Consider the following 15,610-nt stretch of genomic DNA (forward strand, 5'->3'; position numbering starts at 1 on the left):
TTTTATTTTGTAAGGAGAGAGTGTGAAGATTTTGGTGAGTGCTTTGGAGGCAAGTTCAAATCTGCATCTTAATGAGCTTAGAAAACATCTCGATGGGGTTGAGTTTGTGGGGATTTATGAATTTGAGGACACTCAAGGGATTTATACGCCCAAAGATTTTTCTGTGATGGGCTTTGTTGATGTGGTGAAAAAGCTTTTTTTTATCCGAAGTGTATTTAAAGAAATGCTTGAGTTAGCAATGCAGGCAGATGTGGTGTTGTTGCTTGATAGCTCAAGTTTTCATATCCCTCTAGCCAAAGCTATCAAAAAACGCAATCCCTCAAAACGAATCATCTACTACATTTTGCCACAAGTGTGGGCGTGGAAACCTTGGCGTATCGCAACAATCAAAAGGGTTTTTGATGAGCTTTATGGAATCTTGCCTTTTGAGATAGGGTTGTATGGTGGGAAGGCGGAATATATCGGACACCCTTTGCTTGATGAGCTAGTTTTGCAAAAAACTGCGGTGCAAAAAGAGGGGAGCATAGTGTTTATGCCCGGAAGTCGTCAAGGAGAAATTGCGCGCATTTTCCCTATTATGTGTGAAGTGGCAAAGGCAATGCCAAATGAAAAAAAGGTGCTAGTGATACCTCCATTTTTTGATTCAAAAGATTTAGATGATTTTTATGGTGAAAACATCAAGCATTTTGAGCTTAGCTTTGATAGCAACAAGGCTTTGTATGAGGCGAAGTTCGCATTTATTTGCAGTGGCACGGCTACTTTGCAATCTACCATCATTGGCACACCATTTGTTCTGTGCTATAAGGCAAAAAAAATAGATGAATGGATTGTGAGGCATTTGATCAAGATTGATTATATAGGTTTGGCAAATATTTTGGCGACTTCTTTTATGGATGAGGCTTTGCATTTGGAGCTGATACAGCAAGACTGCGAGGCTCCCAAGCTTTTGCAAGCATACCGCGAGATGGATGCCAAGGAGTTTTTTACCAAAGCACAAAAAATCAAACAATATCTCAAATCTGGAAGTAGTGCCAATCTAGCACAGAGGATTTTGGCTCCTCAAGGGAGCCTGAAAGAGTGATTATTCTTCAAGCAAAATTGCGATTTTGCCATTGGGTTTGAGGGTGAGGTAGATCTCTTTTTGGCTATCGGAGCTATAGGAGAGCTTGTCTTTTTTGTAGGCATTGTATTTTTGCTCAAAAGTGATGCGAAAGATTTTTTCATTGTCTTCATTGGGGTAGGGGATCACATTGATATTGAGCAAACGAATGGATTTGCTTTCTTTTTTGGCAAAAATGCGTGCTTTGTATTTGGCGTATTTTTCATAATTTGTGCCGTTTGATTTGCGAAAATCTGGACTATAAAAACTCATATAGCGTTCATAGTCATTTTTTTGCCAAGCGTTTTTCCAACGATAGAGCTCAGAGAGGATGCTTGCAAGCTCTTGATTGCTTGGCGGGGTGTAGGTGTTTTCATAGACTATAAGAATCGTTTGATCAGGATTGATGTATTTTTCGTATTTTTTGATAATCTCATTTTCAATCGCAATACAACCCTTGGTGTTGAGCTCATCGCGATTGCCATTTAGGGGCATCCCGTGTATCCAAATCCCATAGCCTGTTCTTTTGAGAGATTTGTCATAGGCATTTGGGTATGAGGTGACAAATGCCATCGGTCCATAATATTGGTCTAGCTTTGTGAGTTTGTTTGTGAGGTCATAGACTCCTAGTGGAGTTGTCAAATCCCCGCTTGTTTTTTTCTCTCCACTTCCTGAACCAACCAAAGCATCGCTTTCTCCGATTTGAGTGAGCTTCCCATAATCAAAACGATACAGACTAAGGTCGGGCTTACTTTTGTTTGACACAAAGATGTATTCAATTTTTTCATAGTAGCCAAATTGGGTATCTTGCAGACTTAGGGCGTTGATCCAGTATTCTTTTTGTTCTAGCAATTCTTGGATATTTTGATCTACGCGATCAAGTCTAGCTTGACGATAGTCATTGACGATTTTGAGCAAATTTTGCGTTGCAAAATCATCGGCGTGGATCGTGTTTGCACTCAATAAACACAATAGGGAAAACATCAATGTATTTTTTTTCACTTTTTGCCTTTTGGTTTGAAGTTTAAACTTATGAATCAAAATCATAACCTATTTTCTTAAGTTCTTCTTTGGATTTATTCCAATTTTTATTGACAAAAACATTCAGTCGCAAGAAAATCTTTTTTTCCTCAAGCCTTTCGAGTTTGAGACGCACATTTTTGCCAATGCGTTTGATACATTCTCCGTTTTTGCCGATCACCATTGCTTTTTGGCTTTCTTTTTGCACAATGATTTTTGCAAAAATCTCATTAATCCCTTGTTTGTGGATGTATTTTTCGATGATGACATCGCTTTGATAGGGGATTTCATCGCTTAGGTTTTCAAAAATAGCCTCTCTAATCATCTCTTTGCAAATCTCACGCATATTTGAAGTGGTCAAAATGTCGTCTTCAAAAAGTGCAGGAGATGATGGCAAATGCTTGGCAATCTCATTGAGCAACTGCGTAAAATCAAAATGCTTTTTGCAATGGATGGGGAATAGTGAAGCAAAATATGGAGCCTCTTGCTGATACAAGGCGATTTTTTGGAGAATCTGCTCTTGCGTCACTTTGTCGCATTGTGTCAATAAAAGGATGTGTGGCTTGTGATTGTTGAGTTCCAAAAAGTTTCGATAATGCGATAAATCATCATAAACTGGAGCCAAAAAGAGATTGAGATCACAATCTCCCATCGCTTTGAGGGCTTCTTGTAGCATAAATTGATTGAGCAATTTTTCTTGCTGATGGATGCCCGGAGTATCTACAAAAATGATTTGAGCCTCTTTTTGATCAAAAGTGTGGTTGATGATGAAATTCATTCTTTTGCGTGTGGCATTTGCTTTGTGTGAAACTAGGGCTAATTGCTCTCCGCAAAGCGTGTTGAGTAGGGTGGATTTCCCAGCATTTGGACGCCCCAAAACACCGACAAACCCCGCCCTCATTTAGAGAATATACCTTGCAAGATCGACATTTTCTACCAAATGTGCTAGTTTTTCACGCACCAAATCTGCATCAATCACGATTTGCTCCCCCTTGTGTTGATGAGCATTGAAGCTAATATCTTCCAAAACCTTTTCTATAGTCGTATGTAAGCGTCTAGCCCCGATATCTTCGGTTTTTTGATTGGCTTGGATAGAGAGCTTGGCAAGTTCCTCAATCGCTTGAGGGGTGAAAACAAGCTCCACTCCCTCAGTCGCTAGGAGAGCGTGGTATTGCTCAAGCAGAGAGTTTTTGGTCTTTGTGAGGATTTTGACCATCGCCTCTTCATCAAGGCAATCTAGCTCGACACGCAATGGGAATCTCCCTTGAAGTTCGGGTATCAAATCACTGGGCTTGCTGAGATGAAATGCCCCTGCTGCGATGAAAAGAATATGATCTGTTGCGATCTGTCCATACTTGGTATGCACATTGCTGCCCTCCACAATGGGCAACAAATCTCTTTGCACTCCCTCTTTGCTAGGATCGCTTCTTGAAGAATCTTTGCTCCCCACAGCGATTTTGTCGATCTCATCGATAAAAATAATTCCTCCATTTTCAGCTCTTTTGATTGCTTCAAGTTTGATTTTTTCTTGATCTAGAGTGTTTTCAAGTGCTTCACTTTTGAGCATTTCTTTGGCTTCTTTGACACTCATTTCTTTTTTGATATTTTGAGTGGGGGCGATGATTTTGATGATTGATTCTTGAGCTTTCATCATTTCTGGAGGCAAACCCAAATCGCCCAAATCACTTTTTTTGCTGATTTCAATCTCGATTGTCAGATGATCCATTGAGCCATTGGCAACTTTTTCTTTCATTGTTTCAAAGCTTTTTTTGTAGCTCTCTTGTTTTTCCTCTGAAGCAGAGGAGGGTAGGGGTGGCAGAAGTTTTTTGGCGATTTTTTGGATGATGTAGTCTTGTATCGCTTCTTGATGCTTTTCTTGATGCTCTTGTTGCACGAGATTGAGAGCGACATTGACCAAATCACGCACCATTGATTCTACATCACGCCCCACAAAGCCCACCTCTGTGTATTTGCTTGCTTCAACTTTGACAAATGGCAGGTTGAGCATTTTTGCCATTCTTCTAGCGATTTCTGTTTTTCCAACTCCTGTTGAGCCAATCATTAGGATGTTTTTTGGTGTGATTTCTTCTTGCATTTCTTTGTCAAGCTGGAAACGACGATAGCGATTTCTTAGTGCAATCGCAATGCTTTTTTTGGCTTCTTTTTGTCCGATGATGTATTCATCAAGATAAGTCACGATTTCTGGTGGTGTTAAAGTCTGTTTGTCTATCATCAAAGCTCCAAAATTTTGATATTTGTGTTGGTGTAAATGCACAATTCCCCTGCAATTTTTAGCGATTCTTCTACGAGTGTTTTTGGATCAAGGTGGGCGAACTGGTGCAACGCCCTTGCAGAGCTCAACGCATAATTCCCCCCACTTCCAATCGCTGCGATTTGACCATCCTCTGGCTCCAAAACATCACCCGTGCCACTCAAAATATAGATGTGATCCTCGTTGAGGACAATCATCATCGCTTCAAGGCGTCTCAAATATTTGTCCTTACGCCATTCTTTGGAAAAGTCAAGAATGCTTTTGAGCAAATCGCCCTTTTTGGATTCCAAAATGCGTTCAAACATATCAAACAATTGAAAAGCATCAGCCGTGCTTCCTGCAAAGCCACTCAAAATCTTGCCATTATAGAGTTTGCGTATCTTTGTGGCATTGGCTTTGACCACACAATTCCCTAGTGTCACTTGTCCATCTCCCCCGATGACTGCATATTTTTTGCCTTCAAACTCTGTGCGATAGCCCAAAATCGTCGTTGCGTCAAACACTTTTAATCTCCCAATACTTCAAGGTGAAACTTGGCGTGTATGCCATTGCCTAGATTGGCACAAACCTCATAGCTTCCTGTGTGCTTGATTGATGTGTCTATCTCGATATGCTTTTTGTCGATGCTGATATGGTGCTGTGCTTGCAATGCTTGAGAAATCTCATCTTTTGTGATTGCTCCAAAAAGTGCACCGCTTTCACCTGCTTTTTTGCTCAATACGATCTTTAGCTCTTGGAGTTGTTTGGCTAGAGCTTGTCTTTGTGCCTCTTGGAGTGCGAGCTGCTCTTGTAGGTTTTTTTGCTCTGCTTTGTAGCGATTGATCACCTCATTTGTCGCGTGCTTCGCTTTGCCTTTGGCAATCAAAAAATTTTGACCATATCCGTCTTTGACCTCAACGACATCTCCCTTTTTCCCTAAGGACTGAATGTTTTCTAACAAAAGAACCTTCATTGATATTCTCCTAAATGCTGGATTTTGAAATATTGTAGCAAAAATAACTTTTAGACAAGTTATCTTTGGCTTTTATTGAGAATCTTTAGAAGTCGCTTGATCTGCTGTCTGCTCTGACTGAAGCGATTTGATGAGATTGGTGATGACAACTAAGACAGAGTTTTTGAGTGCGTTTTTTTCATCATTGACATCAACACTTGCCCCATCCCCCATCCCTAGAATTTTTTTACCTTCTGTCACAATCGTTGAAGTGCCGACTTCTTTGCGTAGTTCTTTTTCATTGCTGAAGTTAAAAGTGACGATTGCTTGGAGAGTGTTTTGGGTTTTGGTGCTGAAGGTTTGCTTCTCTTCTGCATTGTGGATTTGCACTTTGTAGTCAATATTGGCAACATAGCCATCACTTGGGTTTTGATCCTGTGTGAGTGTGACGCAATTTGTGCTCAAAATGACTTCTTTGAGGAGGGAGGCGAATTCTTGCTGAGAGATCGTGGCAAAGCCCTCTTTTTTGATGATATTTTGAATCTTAAGCGTTGTGATGGGGTGATGGCAAAGCTTGTTTTGAGAAAAAATGACTTGTTGTGTCGCACATCCACTGAAGATAAAAATAGCCAATAGAGTGGATAGAAATAGAAGTTGTTTTGGCATTGTGACCTCGCTTTGATTTTGATTAATAGAGTTGGCATTATATTGAATTTTGATACTTAAATGAAGTTTTTCAAATGATTGGTGTCTGTTTGGTGGTTCAAATTTCATTTAATTGGATATTGCAGATTGTGTTTTTGGGATTGGTTTGACAGATACGCATTTTTTAGATTTTTGTATCTTTGCTTTGGATAAAAGCATACTTTCTACTTTTTCAAGCACGGCTTAGAGTTTCTTTTCAAGTTGGCTTGAGCGAAGCACCCTTTATGCAATCCTAGAATCCCCTAAGATCTTTCTTAAGGGGGGCAAGGGGAACTTAAAGCAAGCGTTCCCCTTATCCCCCTTAACAACCCCCATAACCCCAGCATTGCATTAGCAAGGCTCGTTCAAGATTACATTGACTTGGAATCTTTTTTGGTTCTACAAGGTTAGTTTGGTCAGCGGTTTGCATTGCCTTTATGAAATAGTGATGGTTTATATATTTTGTGATTTTTTAAAAAGTTGTAACAAGATTCTAAGAATATAAGAAATAAATACAAAAACTAGATTCAAAGAAAAACCACCAAACACAATAAAACAAAAATATTGCACTCTATCGTTAGGTTGTCACACAAAAAAGCGGGCAGGGGTTTGGGGGATTTTAAGGGGGATAAGGGGGGTGCCTCGCAATAAACCCCCTTGTCCCCCTTATAGAAAAAAGCAAAGTGGGATTTGAAAACCAATAAGTGTGCTTGTGCAAAACCAACTCCCAAAAAAGAGAAACTAAGAGATTCTAGAATCACTCAAAAGATGTGCTTTTATCTGACTTTTTATCAAATCTTGCTCGACTTTTCTCTCAGAAATGGAGCGATTTTTGCTTCTAGCATATCAATCAGGCAATAAGGAGTGATAGTTGAAGATTGCATTAAATGGCTTTGGGCGTTTGGGACGCAGTATCGCACGCGTGATTTTTGCAAATCCAAATGTTGAGCTTGTGGGGATTAATGATGTGAGTGATTGGGAGATTTTGGCTTATCTTCTCCAAAACGATAGCGTGCATCGCAGACTTGATTTGCCGATCCAATATCAAGATGGTTTTTTGTGCGTAGGAAATCAGCACATCAAAGTATTCAATTGTGCCAATCCGTATGATCTTGATTTTGCGTCTTTGGGTGCGGATGTTGTGATCGAATCAAGTGGCTTGTTTTTGCGACGCGAACAGGTGCAGCATCATTTGGACAAGGGGGCAAAACGCGTGATTTTCTCCGCTCCTGCCCAAGATGATACGCCGACTTTTGTAATGGGGGTCAATCACCATCTCTACAATGGAGAGCCAATCATCTCAAACGCCTCTTGCACCACCAATGCACTCGCTCCAATTTGCAAGATTTTTGAGGAACATTTCAGAATCCACAATGCCATTTTGAGCACAATCCATTCTTATACCAATGATCAGAACCTTTTGGACAATGCACATCGTAGCGATAAACGCAGAAGTCGTAATGCAGGACTTAACATCATCCCAACAACCACAGGATCTGCCAAAGCGTTGCACCTTGTTTTGCCAACGCTAAAAGGCAAAATCGATGGTCATAGTGTCAGAGTGCCAGTGGCTGATGTGTCGATGGTGGATTTGGCTTTGCATTTGCACACTCGTGCGGATTTGAAGCAAGTGAATGTTTTGTTTGAGCATTATGCTAGTGAGGGAATGCGGGGGATTGTGAGTATAGATGATGGCTATAGGGTTTCAAGTGATTTTATCGGAAATCCCCATAGCGTGATTTTGGCAAAGGATTTGAGCTTTGTGATGCAGGGGGAGTATGTCAAGGTGATGGGGTGGTATGACAATGAATGGGGGTATGCAAACAGAATCGTAGAAATGGCAGAGTATATATGCAAAGATTGATTATTTTTTTGGCAGTGTGTGCTTTTGGGGCACCAAACTATGTCATAACCCCACCTGATCAAAGACCTGCTTCAGCACAAAAATCATATCAACAGCAAGGGAAAATTGCTCCAAAAATCACACCAGCACCCAAATCACAAAACGCAACACAGGCACAGGGTAGGGGGATGATTAAACCCAAGATTGTCCCATCCAAAAAACCAATGAGTTATTCTAACTCCAATATGACCATTTCTCCACAAATCAAACCTGCTTCAAAGGCACAGCAAGGGATTGTGAGTGTGCCACCAGTGATCCATGTTCATCCCACTACACCTCGCGAATCTAGCACGACAAAAATCACGCCAAAAATCTATCCTCCACTCTATCCCAATCCACAAGACAATCGCCAAAATCTCAATATCTATGTCTCTCCATCTAGAGAAATCACCCAAGATATGATGTTTGACAAAGTCTATACGCCACCACGCACCAAAATCCCGCCTCCCATTGTCTATAATGTGCCACCAAAGACTTTGCCTCCGCCACAGCGACCGCGAGAGGGATATACAGATGATGACGAAGAGCCATTGTTCATCCATAATCGCAATGGGGTGATGCTAGGGGCTGGAATCGGAGGGGATTTTGAGCGTTTGTGGGTGAGTGGCAATAATGGCAACCAGCGTTTCTATGAGGATAGTTTCACTTATTATTTTCGCTTGGGTTATCAGCATTATTTCACCTCATATCTTGGAGTGAGGGCTTATGCACACTTGGGGCATTGGGCAAACGAGCTGACTACAGAATATGATGATGGGACGCACAATGCCATCATCAAGGCGAATGCAGAGCTCAACTATAGTTTTTATTTTGAGGGCTTGTATGATTTTTTGGTGATTGGTGATGAGCATAGTGTGGGGATTTTTGGTGGGTTTGGTTTGGGGGTGGCTCAATATGCTTTTAGCAATGATGACACACAACTGCTAGAAAAAGTCTTTGTGTTGCCTATGGTGTCAGTTGGAGCGGCTTATACTTTGTTCCAAAACAATCGTTTTGAGTTTGAATTCAAAATGCCATTGCTTCAAGGTGTTTTAGAATCAGCGATGAGATCGGAGTTTTCGACTTGGATGATCGGTGTTTCTTATACTTATGTGTTTTAGGATAGTGATAGGCGTAGCGATAAGCCGAGTTCTGTCGTGGGTGGATATTTATCTAGTGGGTATTTCACAATACCCATCAAGCGAGAAGCAAAAATCAAAGACTTCAAACCAACTTCTCTTGCTACGGATTGGGTTTGCACGGCATTTTGGATTGCTCCAAAATCGGTGGGCTTTTACCCCGCCTTTTCACCCTTACCACAAGTGGCGGTTATTTTCTGTTGCACTTTCCCTTAGATTACTCTAGCCATTTGTTAAATGGAATCCTGTCTTTGTGTAGCTCGGACTTTCCTCTTTGAAAACAAAGTAGCCACCTACTACACCTATTCACATTGAGATTGTAGCTAATAAGACTAAAATATGTCAAAATAATGCAAAATATTTCATCGTAGTAGTGGTGGTTGGATGCGTAGGATTTTGTTGTGTTTGGTGGTCGTGTTTGGTAGTGTCGGAGCGAAACCTGTGGTGGTGAGCACCCAGAGTGTCAAGATGGGCAGTTTGGATTCCAAAAATACTTTTGTAGGGGTGATCAAGTTCAAAGAAATCTCACACATCGCATCGCAAAGCAGTGGAGTGGTGGAGAAGGTTTTGTTTGAAGTGGGGGAGAATGTCAAGAAAGGAATGCCACTTGTGGTGCTAAGCTCTGATTTGTTGCAAAAAGACATACAAGCCAAAGAAGCGAAGTTGCAACAAGCCAATAAGCTCAAGGAATATCAGCAAAAAGAGTTTGAGAGATATAAGAATCTTTTGGAAACTGATTCGATTACTTTGCAACAATATGAAAAACTAAGCTATGAAATTGCGGTGCAAGAGTTCAATATCCTCTCTCTCCAAGCCCAGCTAGAACAAGCAAAAGTTGAACTAAGCCAAAAAACAATCGTGGCACCCTTTGATGGAATCATCGTCCAAGAAAAAGTCAATATCGGTGAGTGGCTGAAGGTCGGCGATAGCGTGTGTGAGCTTGTGGATACCACACAAGTGCAAGTGATTGTAGATGTGCCAAGTAGTTTGCTTCCGTTTTTGAGCAAGGGGGAGAATGTGCCACTTAAGATCGGGCAGAAAAACTACACAGGACGCATCATAGCGATTATCCCAAAAGCCAATGCACGCTCAAGGACTTTTCCTATCGTGATTTCTTTGGCTAATGATGGGAGGTTTGTCGATGGAATGGCAGTCAATGCGATGCTAAGAAGTGGGGGCAAAAGCGAGGGCTTCCTTGTGCCACGCGATAGTATCGTTGAATACAACAATCGCCCCAGTGTGTTTATCGTAGAAAATGGTCGTGCAAAAGTCATCTTTGTCGATGTGTTGTCCATACAAGGCAAAGTTGCTGTTGTGTTGGGACAGCTCAGTGTCAAAGATCGCGTGATTTATAAGGGGCAGTATCGTTTGCAAAATGGTGCAGAAGTCAGAGAAAATAAAGAGAGTTAATGAATTTTATCAAATCTAGCATCCTCAATCCCGTTGTCGTGTGTGTGGGGATTTTATTTGTTTTTTTGTTTGGGATTCTTGCCTTTTTTCAGCTTCCCTATCAGCTTTTGCCCAAGGTGACTTACCCTGTGGTGAGCGTTTATACAAGCTGGAGCAATGCAAGTCCTTATGAAATAGAATCAGAGATTCTGATCCCTCAAGAAAAGGTTCTCAAAAGTATCCAATCGCTCAAAAATCTTAACTCTATCGCTAGAGAGGGGCGTGGGAGTATCACTCTAGAGTTTAAGCAAGGGGTGGATATCAATGCGGTGTTGTTGCAAGTGAGCCAAAAACTTGATGAGATCCGCAACTATCCAAGTGGTGTTAGTCGTCCATCCATCAAGGCAAGTGGGGAGAGTATCCCGCCTAGCATTTATCTTTTTTTGGAGAGTTTGGATCCAAAAGTCGAGGTTCAAGAGGAGAGGGCGTTTTTTGTGGAAAAAGTCGCACCGCTTTTGGAGCGTATCAAAGGCGTGGGGGAAGTGAGTGTCTGGGGTGGCAGAAACACTCAAATGCAGATTTTGCTTGATACTAAGCTACTTGTCTATAACAATATCACAATCGCAGAGGTGATTGATAGTATCAGCAAAACCAACAAAGACACTTCAGCAGGGGTGTTGGACTATAGTGCAAGGAGTTATCGCATCCGCGTAAAATCCAAGTTTAAAAGTTTGGAGGATATTTACAATAGCGTCTTGACCAATCGCGATGGGCGTGTCGTGTATTTGCGTGATATTGCACAGGTGCAGGGTGGTTATGCCAAAACGCAGGTTTATAGTTTCCACAATCAAAAAGATGCGATTTCTGTGAGGATCTACCCTTCGGCTTTTGCCAATATTTTGGAGCTAACCAATGCCATAGAGCAAGAGGTGCAAAGAATCAATGAGGAGATATTGCAGAAAAAGGGCTTGAAACTTGCGTGGAGTAGGGATCAGAGGGGTTATATTTTAGAATCCATTGCATTGGTGCAACAAAACATCTTGTATGGGATTGTGTTTGCGGGGCTGGTGTTGTTTGTGTTTTTGCGTAGTATGAGCTCTGTGTTTGTGGTGGCATTTGTGATCCCTGTGAGTGTGTGCGGGACTTTTTTTGTTTTGCAACTCTTTGATAGGACGCTCAATATCGTGTCGTTGGCAGGGATTTCTTTTGCGATCAGTATGCTTGTGGATAACGCCATTGTCGTGCTTGAAAATATCAATCAGCACCACAAACGCCAAAAATCCCTACTTAATGCTTGTATCGATGGCACCCAAGAAGTCGTGGGGGCAATCTTTGCGTCAGTTTTGACAACGATTGCGATTTTTGTGCCGATTTTGGGGCTCAAGAGTGAGAGTGGTCAGCTGTTTTATGATATTGCATTGAGTGCGACTTCTGCACTTGTGATCTCTCTAGTTGTTTCTTTGTTTGTGGTGCCGATGATGATTTATCAGATACAAAGGATGGGCGGTGCGAGTTTTGTGGGATGGAGATCCCAAATGCAAGGAGTGGGGGCAAAGATTTTCAAGCCCTTTGATTGGTTGGGCAAAAAGGCAGTTGCATTGATTGGCAAAATCCTTGCGATTTGTTTGCAGAGTGCGATCAAAAGATTGCTGTGTATCGTGGGGTTTATCGGGCTGTGTGGATGGATGTTTGTGGGGCTTTATCCCAAAATTGATTATTTGCCAAGTGGGAATCAAAACTTTGCAATTGCGTATTTGAGTATCCCATCAGGGCTTTCTTATCAAGAACGCAAAGAAATCGCCCACCAAATCTATTTGCAAAACAAAGACTATTTGAGCGAGAGTGGCTATAAGCCCAAAACCCCCAAAGATCCCGTGGCAATCAAGGATTTGTTTTTCATCGGCAATGAGTCTTTTATGTTTATTGGGGCATTGGCACAAGATCCAAGTCGGATCAAAGATCTCATCAAAAAATTGCAAAAAGACATCGGCAATATCCCATCTGTGCGTGGCAATGTGTTTCAGCAAGGGATTTTTGATGGAGGGAATGGGGGGATGAGTGTGGATCTGTATCTGATGGGCGACAATCTAGAGAAATTGCGTATGAATGCAAGGAAGTTGATGGAAAAAATCAAAGAGAAAATCCCCCAAACGATTGTCCGTGCTATCCCATCGCTTGAGGTGAATAACAAAGAAGTGAGTTTTTATCCAGATTTACAAGCCCTCTCGGCAAATGGTTTGGATGCAAAAAGTTTCGGAGAGATTTTGAGCACGATTTTGAATGGCAAAAAAATCGGAGAATTTACCCAAAAAGATGGCGATACAATGGATTTGGTGTTGAAATCTGCCTCTTATACTGACATTCCCCCAGAGAGCTTGAGGTTTGCACAAGTTTATACGCCTCTAGGCAATGTCGTTTCCTTGCAGTCCCTTGCAACGATTGTGGAGGAATATGGCATCGCACAAATCCGTCGCCACGAATCAGAACGGAGCATTTTGCTGATTGCAATTCCCCCAAAAGATATGCCACTAGATGAAGTGCTAAAAACAATCAAAACAGAAGTCTTGAGCGAGGTGGATCTTGAGGGGCAAGAGGTTTCGCTCAAAGGCTCTGCAGATCAGCTCAATCAAACCAAACAAGAATTGAAAGGCGGATTGATTTTGGCAGTTGTGATTACCTATCTGTTGCTGTGTGCATTGTATGGGGATTTTTTCTATCCTTTTGTGATTATTTTCACCTTGCCTTTTGCGATTGTGGGCGGGTTTTTGGGGATCAAGCTCACCAATCTTTATATCGCCCCTCAAGCACTTGATGTTTTGGGAATGCTTGGGGTGATTATTTTGGTAGGAAGTGTGGTGAATAATGCGATTTTGATTGTTTATCAGAGTTTGATCAATATCAGAGAGTATGCCCAAAGCCCATACAACGCTGTTTATAATGCGACTTTGAGTCGTGTGCGTCCGATTTATATGAGTATGCTCACTAGCGTTTGTGCATTGCTTCCTTTGGTGGTGTTTGCTGGAAGTGGGAGCGAGATCTATCGTGGTCTTGGTGCTGTCATCGTCGGTGGGTTGGCATTCTCAAGCATTGTGAGTGTTTTTGTGATTCCTGCGTTATTGCTATTTTTTATCGGTCGCGAAACCAAAAAAGACACAAGGGAGAGCGTTTGAAGATTTTGGGTGTTTTGTGTTTGGGTGTGGTGGGCTGTTTGGCTCTAACTCTTGATGAGAGTATAGAACGCGTGTTTGCCAATAGCCACAAAATCAAAGAACAAGAATATCTCCTCTTGAAACTCCAAAGTGAGCTAGGGGTCAAAGAAAGTGCGTATTATCCCAAGCTCAATTTTCATTATAGATTTGGAGCCAAAAATGCAGAGTATGGCAATCGTGCGAGTGTGGAGTTGGGGCTCAATCTGTTTAATGGCTTGAAAGATTATCAAGAAGTGCAAATCCAAAAACAAACCATCCAAGAGCAAGAAGCAAACAAAAAAAGAACCCAAGAGGAATTACGCTATTTGGTCAAAAAACTCTATGTGCAGATCCTGATGACTAAGGGGCGTCTAGCAATTTCTAAAGAATCTTATAAGTTGCTAGAGCTTCAGTTAAAACAAGCCGAGCAGTTTTATAAGCAAGGCATTTCAGCCAAAAACAATGTTTTGAGCGTGGAGCTGACTTTGGCAAGTGCGAAGCTAGAAATCAATTCTTATACCAATCAGCTCAATTTTTTGGTCTCCTCTCTTGAGAGCTTGATGAATGCCAAAGTCAAAATCGATGAGATCGAGGATCTCCCTGTTTGTGAGGAAGAGGTGGATTATGATCATTTGAGCTTGGTGATGTTTGAGCATAAGCCTAGATACCGTGCGATGCTAGAGAGAGAAAAAGCATTGCTCTATAGGATCGAACAAGCCAAGGGGGGGTATTATCCCAAAATTGATTTGGGTGTTTCTGGAGATGTGCCTTTTGGTGGGAAACTCTATGGCGAGGCACAGGGGTCGGTGTATCTAGGATTGACTTGGAATCTGTTCAATGGTTTGGGGGATAGTGCGTCTGTGGAGATGAGGCGTTATGAGCTGATGAGCCTAAGAGCCCAAATGACTGCCTATCGTCAAGATGCGTTGATAGAGCTAGAAAAGGCTGTGGGTGATTTCAATTTGGCAAGAGATCAATATGTGTTGTCCAAAAAAACGATTGAGAGTGCCAATGAAAACTACCGCATCGTGTCCAATCGCTATAAACAAAATCTCCAAAGCTCCAATGATTTGCTGGATGCAGAATTGATGCTCAAAAATGCAAAATCCAATCTTTTGAAAACGAAATATGAAACTTGGGAGAGTTTGTTTTATGTCGAGTTTTTGGTCGGCGGCAATCGGCAATTGTTTATTGGTTTTTGAAGGGTTGGGCAATGTATGAGGGGGGAGGGGAGAATTTCTGATATGCTTGTGCAATCATCTCTTTGGAGATAAATTTGTGAGCAATATGGCTATCAATCCGCTTTGGCGTATGAATGCGTGAAAATTCTTCAAGTGTCATAAGATCTAAGTGCCTGACAAAATCATTGCGTCTTTGTTTAACTGCGGGGAAGTGGTATTGCATCAATGGTGCTTGAAACCAAACGCTATTGGGCGGATAATCCAAAACTTCGGTAAATAAAGTTTGTGAAAAATTACCTTCCTCAATCCATTGTGCATTTTTGGAAGTTTTGCGTATATTAAATTCAAGATTTTGATTGCAAATGAGCCATTGATCCCAACCATCAATAAAGCCCATATCTTCGGATTTTTGTATGAATATTTCATCATTATCAATGATGTAGTTGATTCTTGGATAGATGACAAGATGATTGGAGAGGGTGGGGATATAGAAAGTTTTGTAGAGTGTTTGGGCATCATAGATGTGATCCACATCAATTTTGATGATCCACTCGTTTTGTGGGATTGCCTGAAGCACGAAATTATAGTAAGAATGCAACATATTTTCCAATTTTGGAGGATTTTCCAAAATGACTTCATGGGGATATTTGATGGGGATGAAGTTTGGAAACTTTTGGCAAAAATCTAGAATGATTTCTTCGCTTCTGTCTGTGCAATCATTGTAGCCTATCACACCTCTTTGGATAGCAGGAAGCATAGAATGAAGACTTGCCAAAAGTGTTGGTTCTTCATTTTTAACACGGATAAATGCCCAAGGATTGAGTG

The 15,610-nt window shown here is 41.5% G+C and carries 12 protein-coding genes, 1 other RNA gene and 1 pseudogene; 6 read left to right on the plus strand and 8 right to left on the minus strand.

Annotated elements, in window-relative coordinates:
- Positions 1 to 22 precede the first annotated feature (22 nt).
- Positions 23 to 1,081 carry a lipid-A-disaccharide synthase gene (lpxB, locus tag BBW65_RS00925; RefSeq protein ID WP_066338494.1) on the plus strand — a complete coding sequence of 353 codons (1,059 nt, stop codon included), beginning with the start codon at positions 23 to 25 and terminating at the stop codon, positions 1,079 to 1,081.
- Here lpxB and BBW65_RS00930 read toward each other — a convergent pair whose 3' ends face one another.
- The 6 genes from BBW65_RS00930 to BBW65_RS00955 all read right to left on the minus strand — a co-directional run bounded on the left by BBW65_RS00930 (position 1,082) and on the right by BBW65_RS00955 (position 5,988).
- Positions 1,082 to 2,101, minus strand: coding sequence for a L,D-transpeptidase family protein (locus BBW65_RS00930; protein ID WP_233702063.1), 1,020 nt, complete (start codon positions 2,099 to 2,101; stop codon positions 1,082 to 1,084).
- Positions 2,102 to 2,129: 28 nt separating this feature from the next.
- Positions 2,130 to 3,020: a GTPase Era gene (gene era / locus BBW65_RS00935; protein ID WP_066338496.1), complete on the minus strand. Its 891-nt coding sequence runs from the start codon at positions 3,018 to 3,020 to the stop codon at positions 2,130 to 2,132.
- On the minus strand, positions 3,021 to 4,349 hold the full coding sequence (gene hslU / locus BBW65_RS00940) for an HslU--HslV peptidase ATPase subunit (protein ID WP_199919487.1): 1,329 nt from the start codon (positions 4,347 to 4,349) through the stop codon (positions 3,021 to 3,023). It abuts the gene before it with no gap.
- 2 nt (positions 4,350 to 4,351) lie between these two features.
- Positions 4,352 to 4,894, minus strand: coding sequence for an ATP-dependent protease subunit HslV (gene hslV / locus BBW65_RS00945; protein WP_066338500.1), 543 nt, complete (start codon positions 4,892 to 4,894; stop codon positions 4,352 to 4,354).
- Positions 4,895 to 4,896: 2 nt separating this feature from the next.
- On the minus strand, positions 4,897 to 5,343 hold the full coding sequence (gene rplI, locus BBW65_RS00950; RefSeq protein ID WP_066338502.1) for a 50S ribosomal protein L9: 447 nt from the start codon (positions 5,341 to 5,343) through the stop codon (positions 4,897 to 4,899).
- Between the two features lie 72 nt (positions 5,344 to 5,415).
- Positions 5,416 to 5,988 carry a hypothetical protein gene (locus tag BBW65_RS00955; protein WP_199919443.1) on the minus strand — a complete coding sequence of 191 codons (573 nt, stop codon included), beginning with the start codon at positions 5,986 to 5,988 and terminating at the stop codon, positions 5,416 to 5,418.
- An 889-nt stretch (positions 5,989 to 6,877) separates the two neighbouring features.
- Here BBW65_RS00955 and gap point away from each other — a divergent pair.
- Positions 6,878 to 7,870, plus strand: a complete 993-nt coding sequence (gene gap / locus BBW65_RS00960) for a type I glyceraldehyde-3-phosphate dehydrogenase (protein WP_066338506.1) — start codon at positions 6,878 to 6,880, stop codon at positions 7,868 to 7,870.
- On the plus strand, positions 7,816 to 9,009 hold the full coding sequence (locus tag BBW65_RS00965) for an outer membrane beta-barrel protein (RefSeq protein ID WP_083985951.1): 1,194 nt from the start codon (positions 7,816 to 7,818) through the stop codon (positions 9,007 to 9,009). The genes gap and BBW65_RS00965 overlap by 55 nt, the downstream gene beginning before the upstream one ends.
- 4 nt (positions 9,010 to 9,013) lie before the next feature.
- Here BBW65_RS00965 and rnpB read toward each other — a convergent pair.
- An RNA gene (gene rnpB / locus BBW65_RS00970) (RNase P RNA component class A) lies at positions 9,014 to 9,332 on the minus strand.
- Positions 9,333 to 9,411: 79 nt separating this feature from the next.
- On the opposite strand from rnpB, the gene BBW65_RS00975 reads away from it, so the two are divergent.
- Genes BBW65_RS00975 through BBW65_RS00985 form a run of 3 tightly spaced genes read left to right on the plus strand, consistent with a single transcriptional unit; the run spans position 9,412 to position 14,806 of the window.
- Complete coding sequence (locus tag BBW65_RS00975; protein WP_066338511.1) at positions 9,412 to 10,437, plus strand: efflux RND transporter periplasmic adaptor subunit; 1,026 nt, start codon at positions 9,412 to 9,414, stop codon at positions 10,435 to 10,437.
- On the plus strand, positions 10,437 to 13,586 hold the full coding sequence (locus BBW65_RS00980; protein ID WP_066338514.1) for an efflux RND transporter permease subunit: 3,150 nt from the start codon (positions 10,437 to 10,439) through the stop codon (positions 13,584 to 13,586). Before BBW65_RS00975 ends, BBW65_RS00980 begins: the two co-directional genes overlap by 1 nt.
- The gene (locus BBW65_RS00985; protein ID WP_066338519.1) at positions 13,583 to 14,806 is read left to right on the plus strand and encodes a TolC family protein; all 1,224 of its coding nucleotides are present in this window, start codon (positions 13,583 to 13,585) and stop codon (positions 14,804 to 14,806) included. The genes BBW65_RS00980 and BBW65_RS00985 overlap by 4 nt, the downstream gene beginning before the upstream one ends.
- Here BBW65_RS00985 and BBW65_RS00990 read toward each other — a convergent pair.
- Positions 14,793 to 15,608 (minus strand): annotated as a pseudogene (locus BBW65_RS00990) (beta-1,4-N-acetylgalactosaminyltransferase); the annotation flags it as partial. The gene BBW65_RS00985 and the pseudogene BBW65_RS00990 overlap by 14 nt on opposite strands.
- Positions 15,609 to 15,610 lie beyond the last annotated feature (2 nt).

The sequence above is a fragment of the Helicobacter enhydrae genome (assembly GCF_001693335.1).
Taxonomy (GTDB): Bacteria; Campylobacterota; Campylobacteria; order Campylobacterales; family Helicobacteraceae; genus Helicobacter_G; species Helicobacter_G enhydrae.

Coding starts and splice junctions, on each gene's coding strand:
- era (WP_066338496.1), bottom strand. CDS start 3,020: ATGAGGGCGGGGTTTGTCGGTGTTTTGGGGCGTCCAAATGCTGGGAAA.
- rplI (WP_066338502.1), bottom strand. CDS start 5,343: ATGAAGGTTCTTTTGTTAGAAAACATTCAGTCCTTAGGGAAAAAGGGA.
- BBW65_RS00955 (WP_199919443.1), bottom strand. CDS start 5,988: ATGCCAAAACAACTTCTATTTCTATCCACTCTATTGGCTATTTTTATC.
- BBW65_RS00965 (WP_083985951.1), top strand. CDS start 7,816: ATGGGGGTATGCAAACAGAATCGTAGAAATGGCAGAGTATATATGCAA.
- BBW65_RS00980 (WP_066338514.1), top strand. CDS start 10,437: ATGAATTTTATCAAATCTAGCATCCTCAATCCCGTTGTCGTGTGTGTG.
- BBW65_RS00975 (WP_066338511.1), top strand. CDS start 9,412: ATGCGTAGGATTTTGTTGTGTTTGGTGGTCGTGTTTGGTAGTGTCGGA.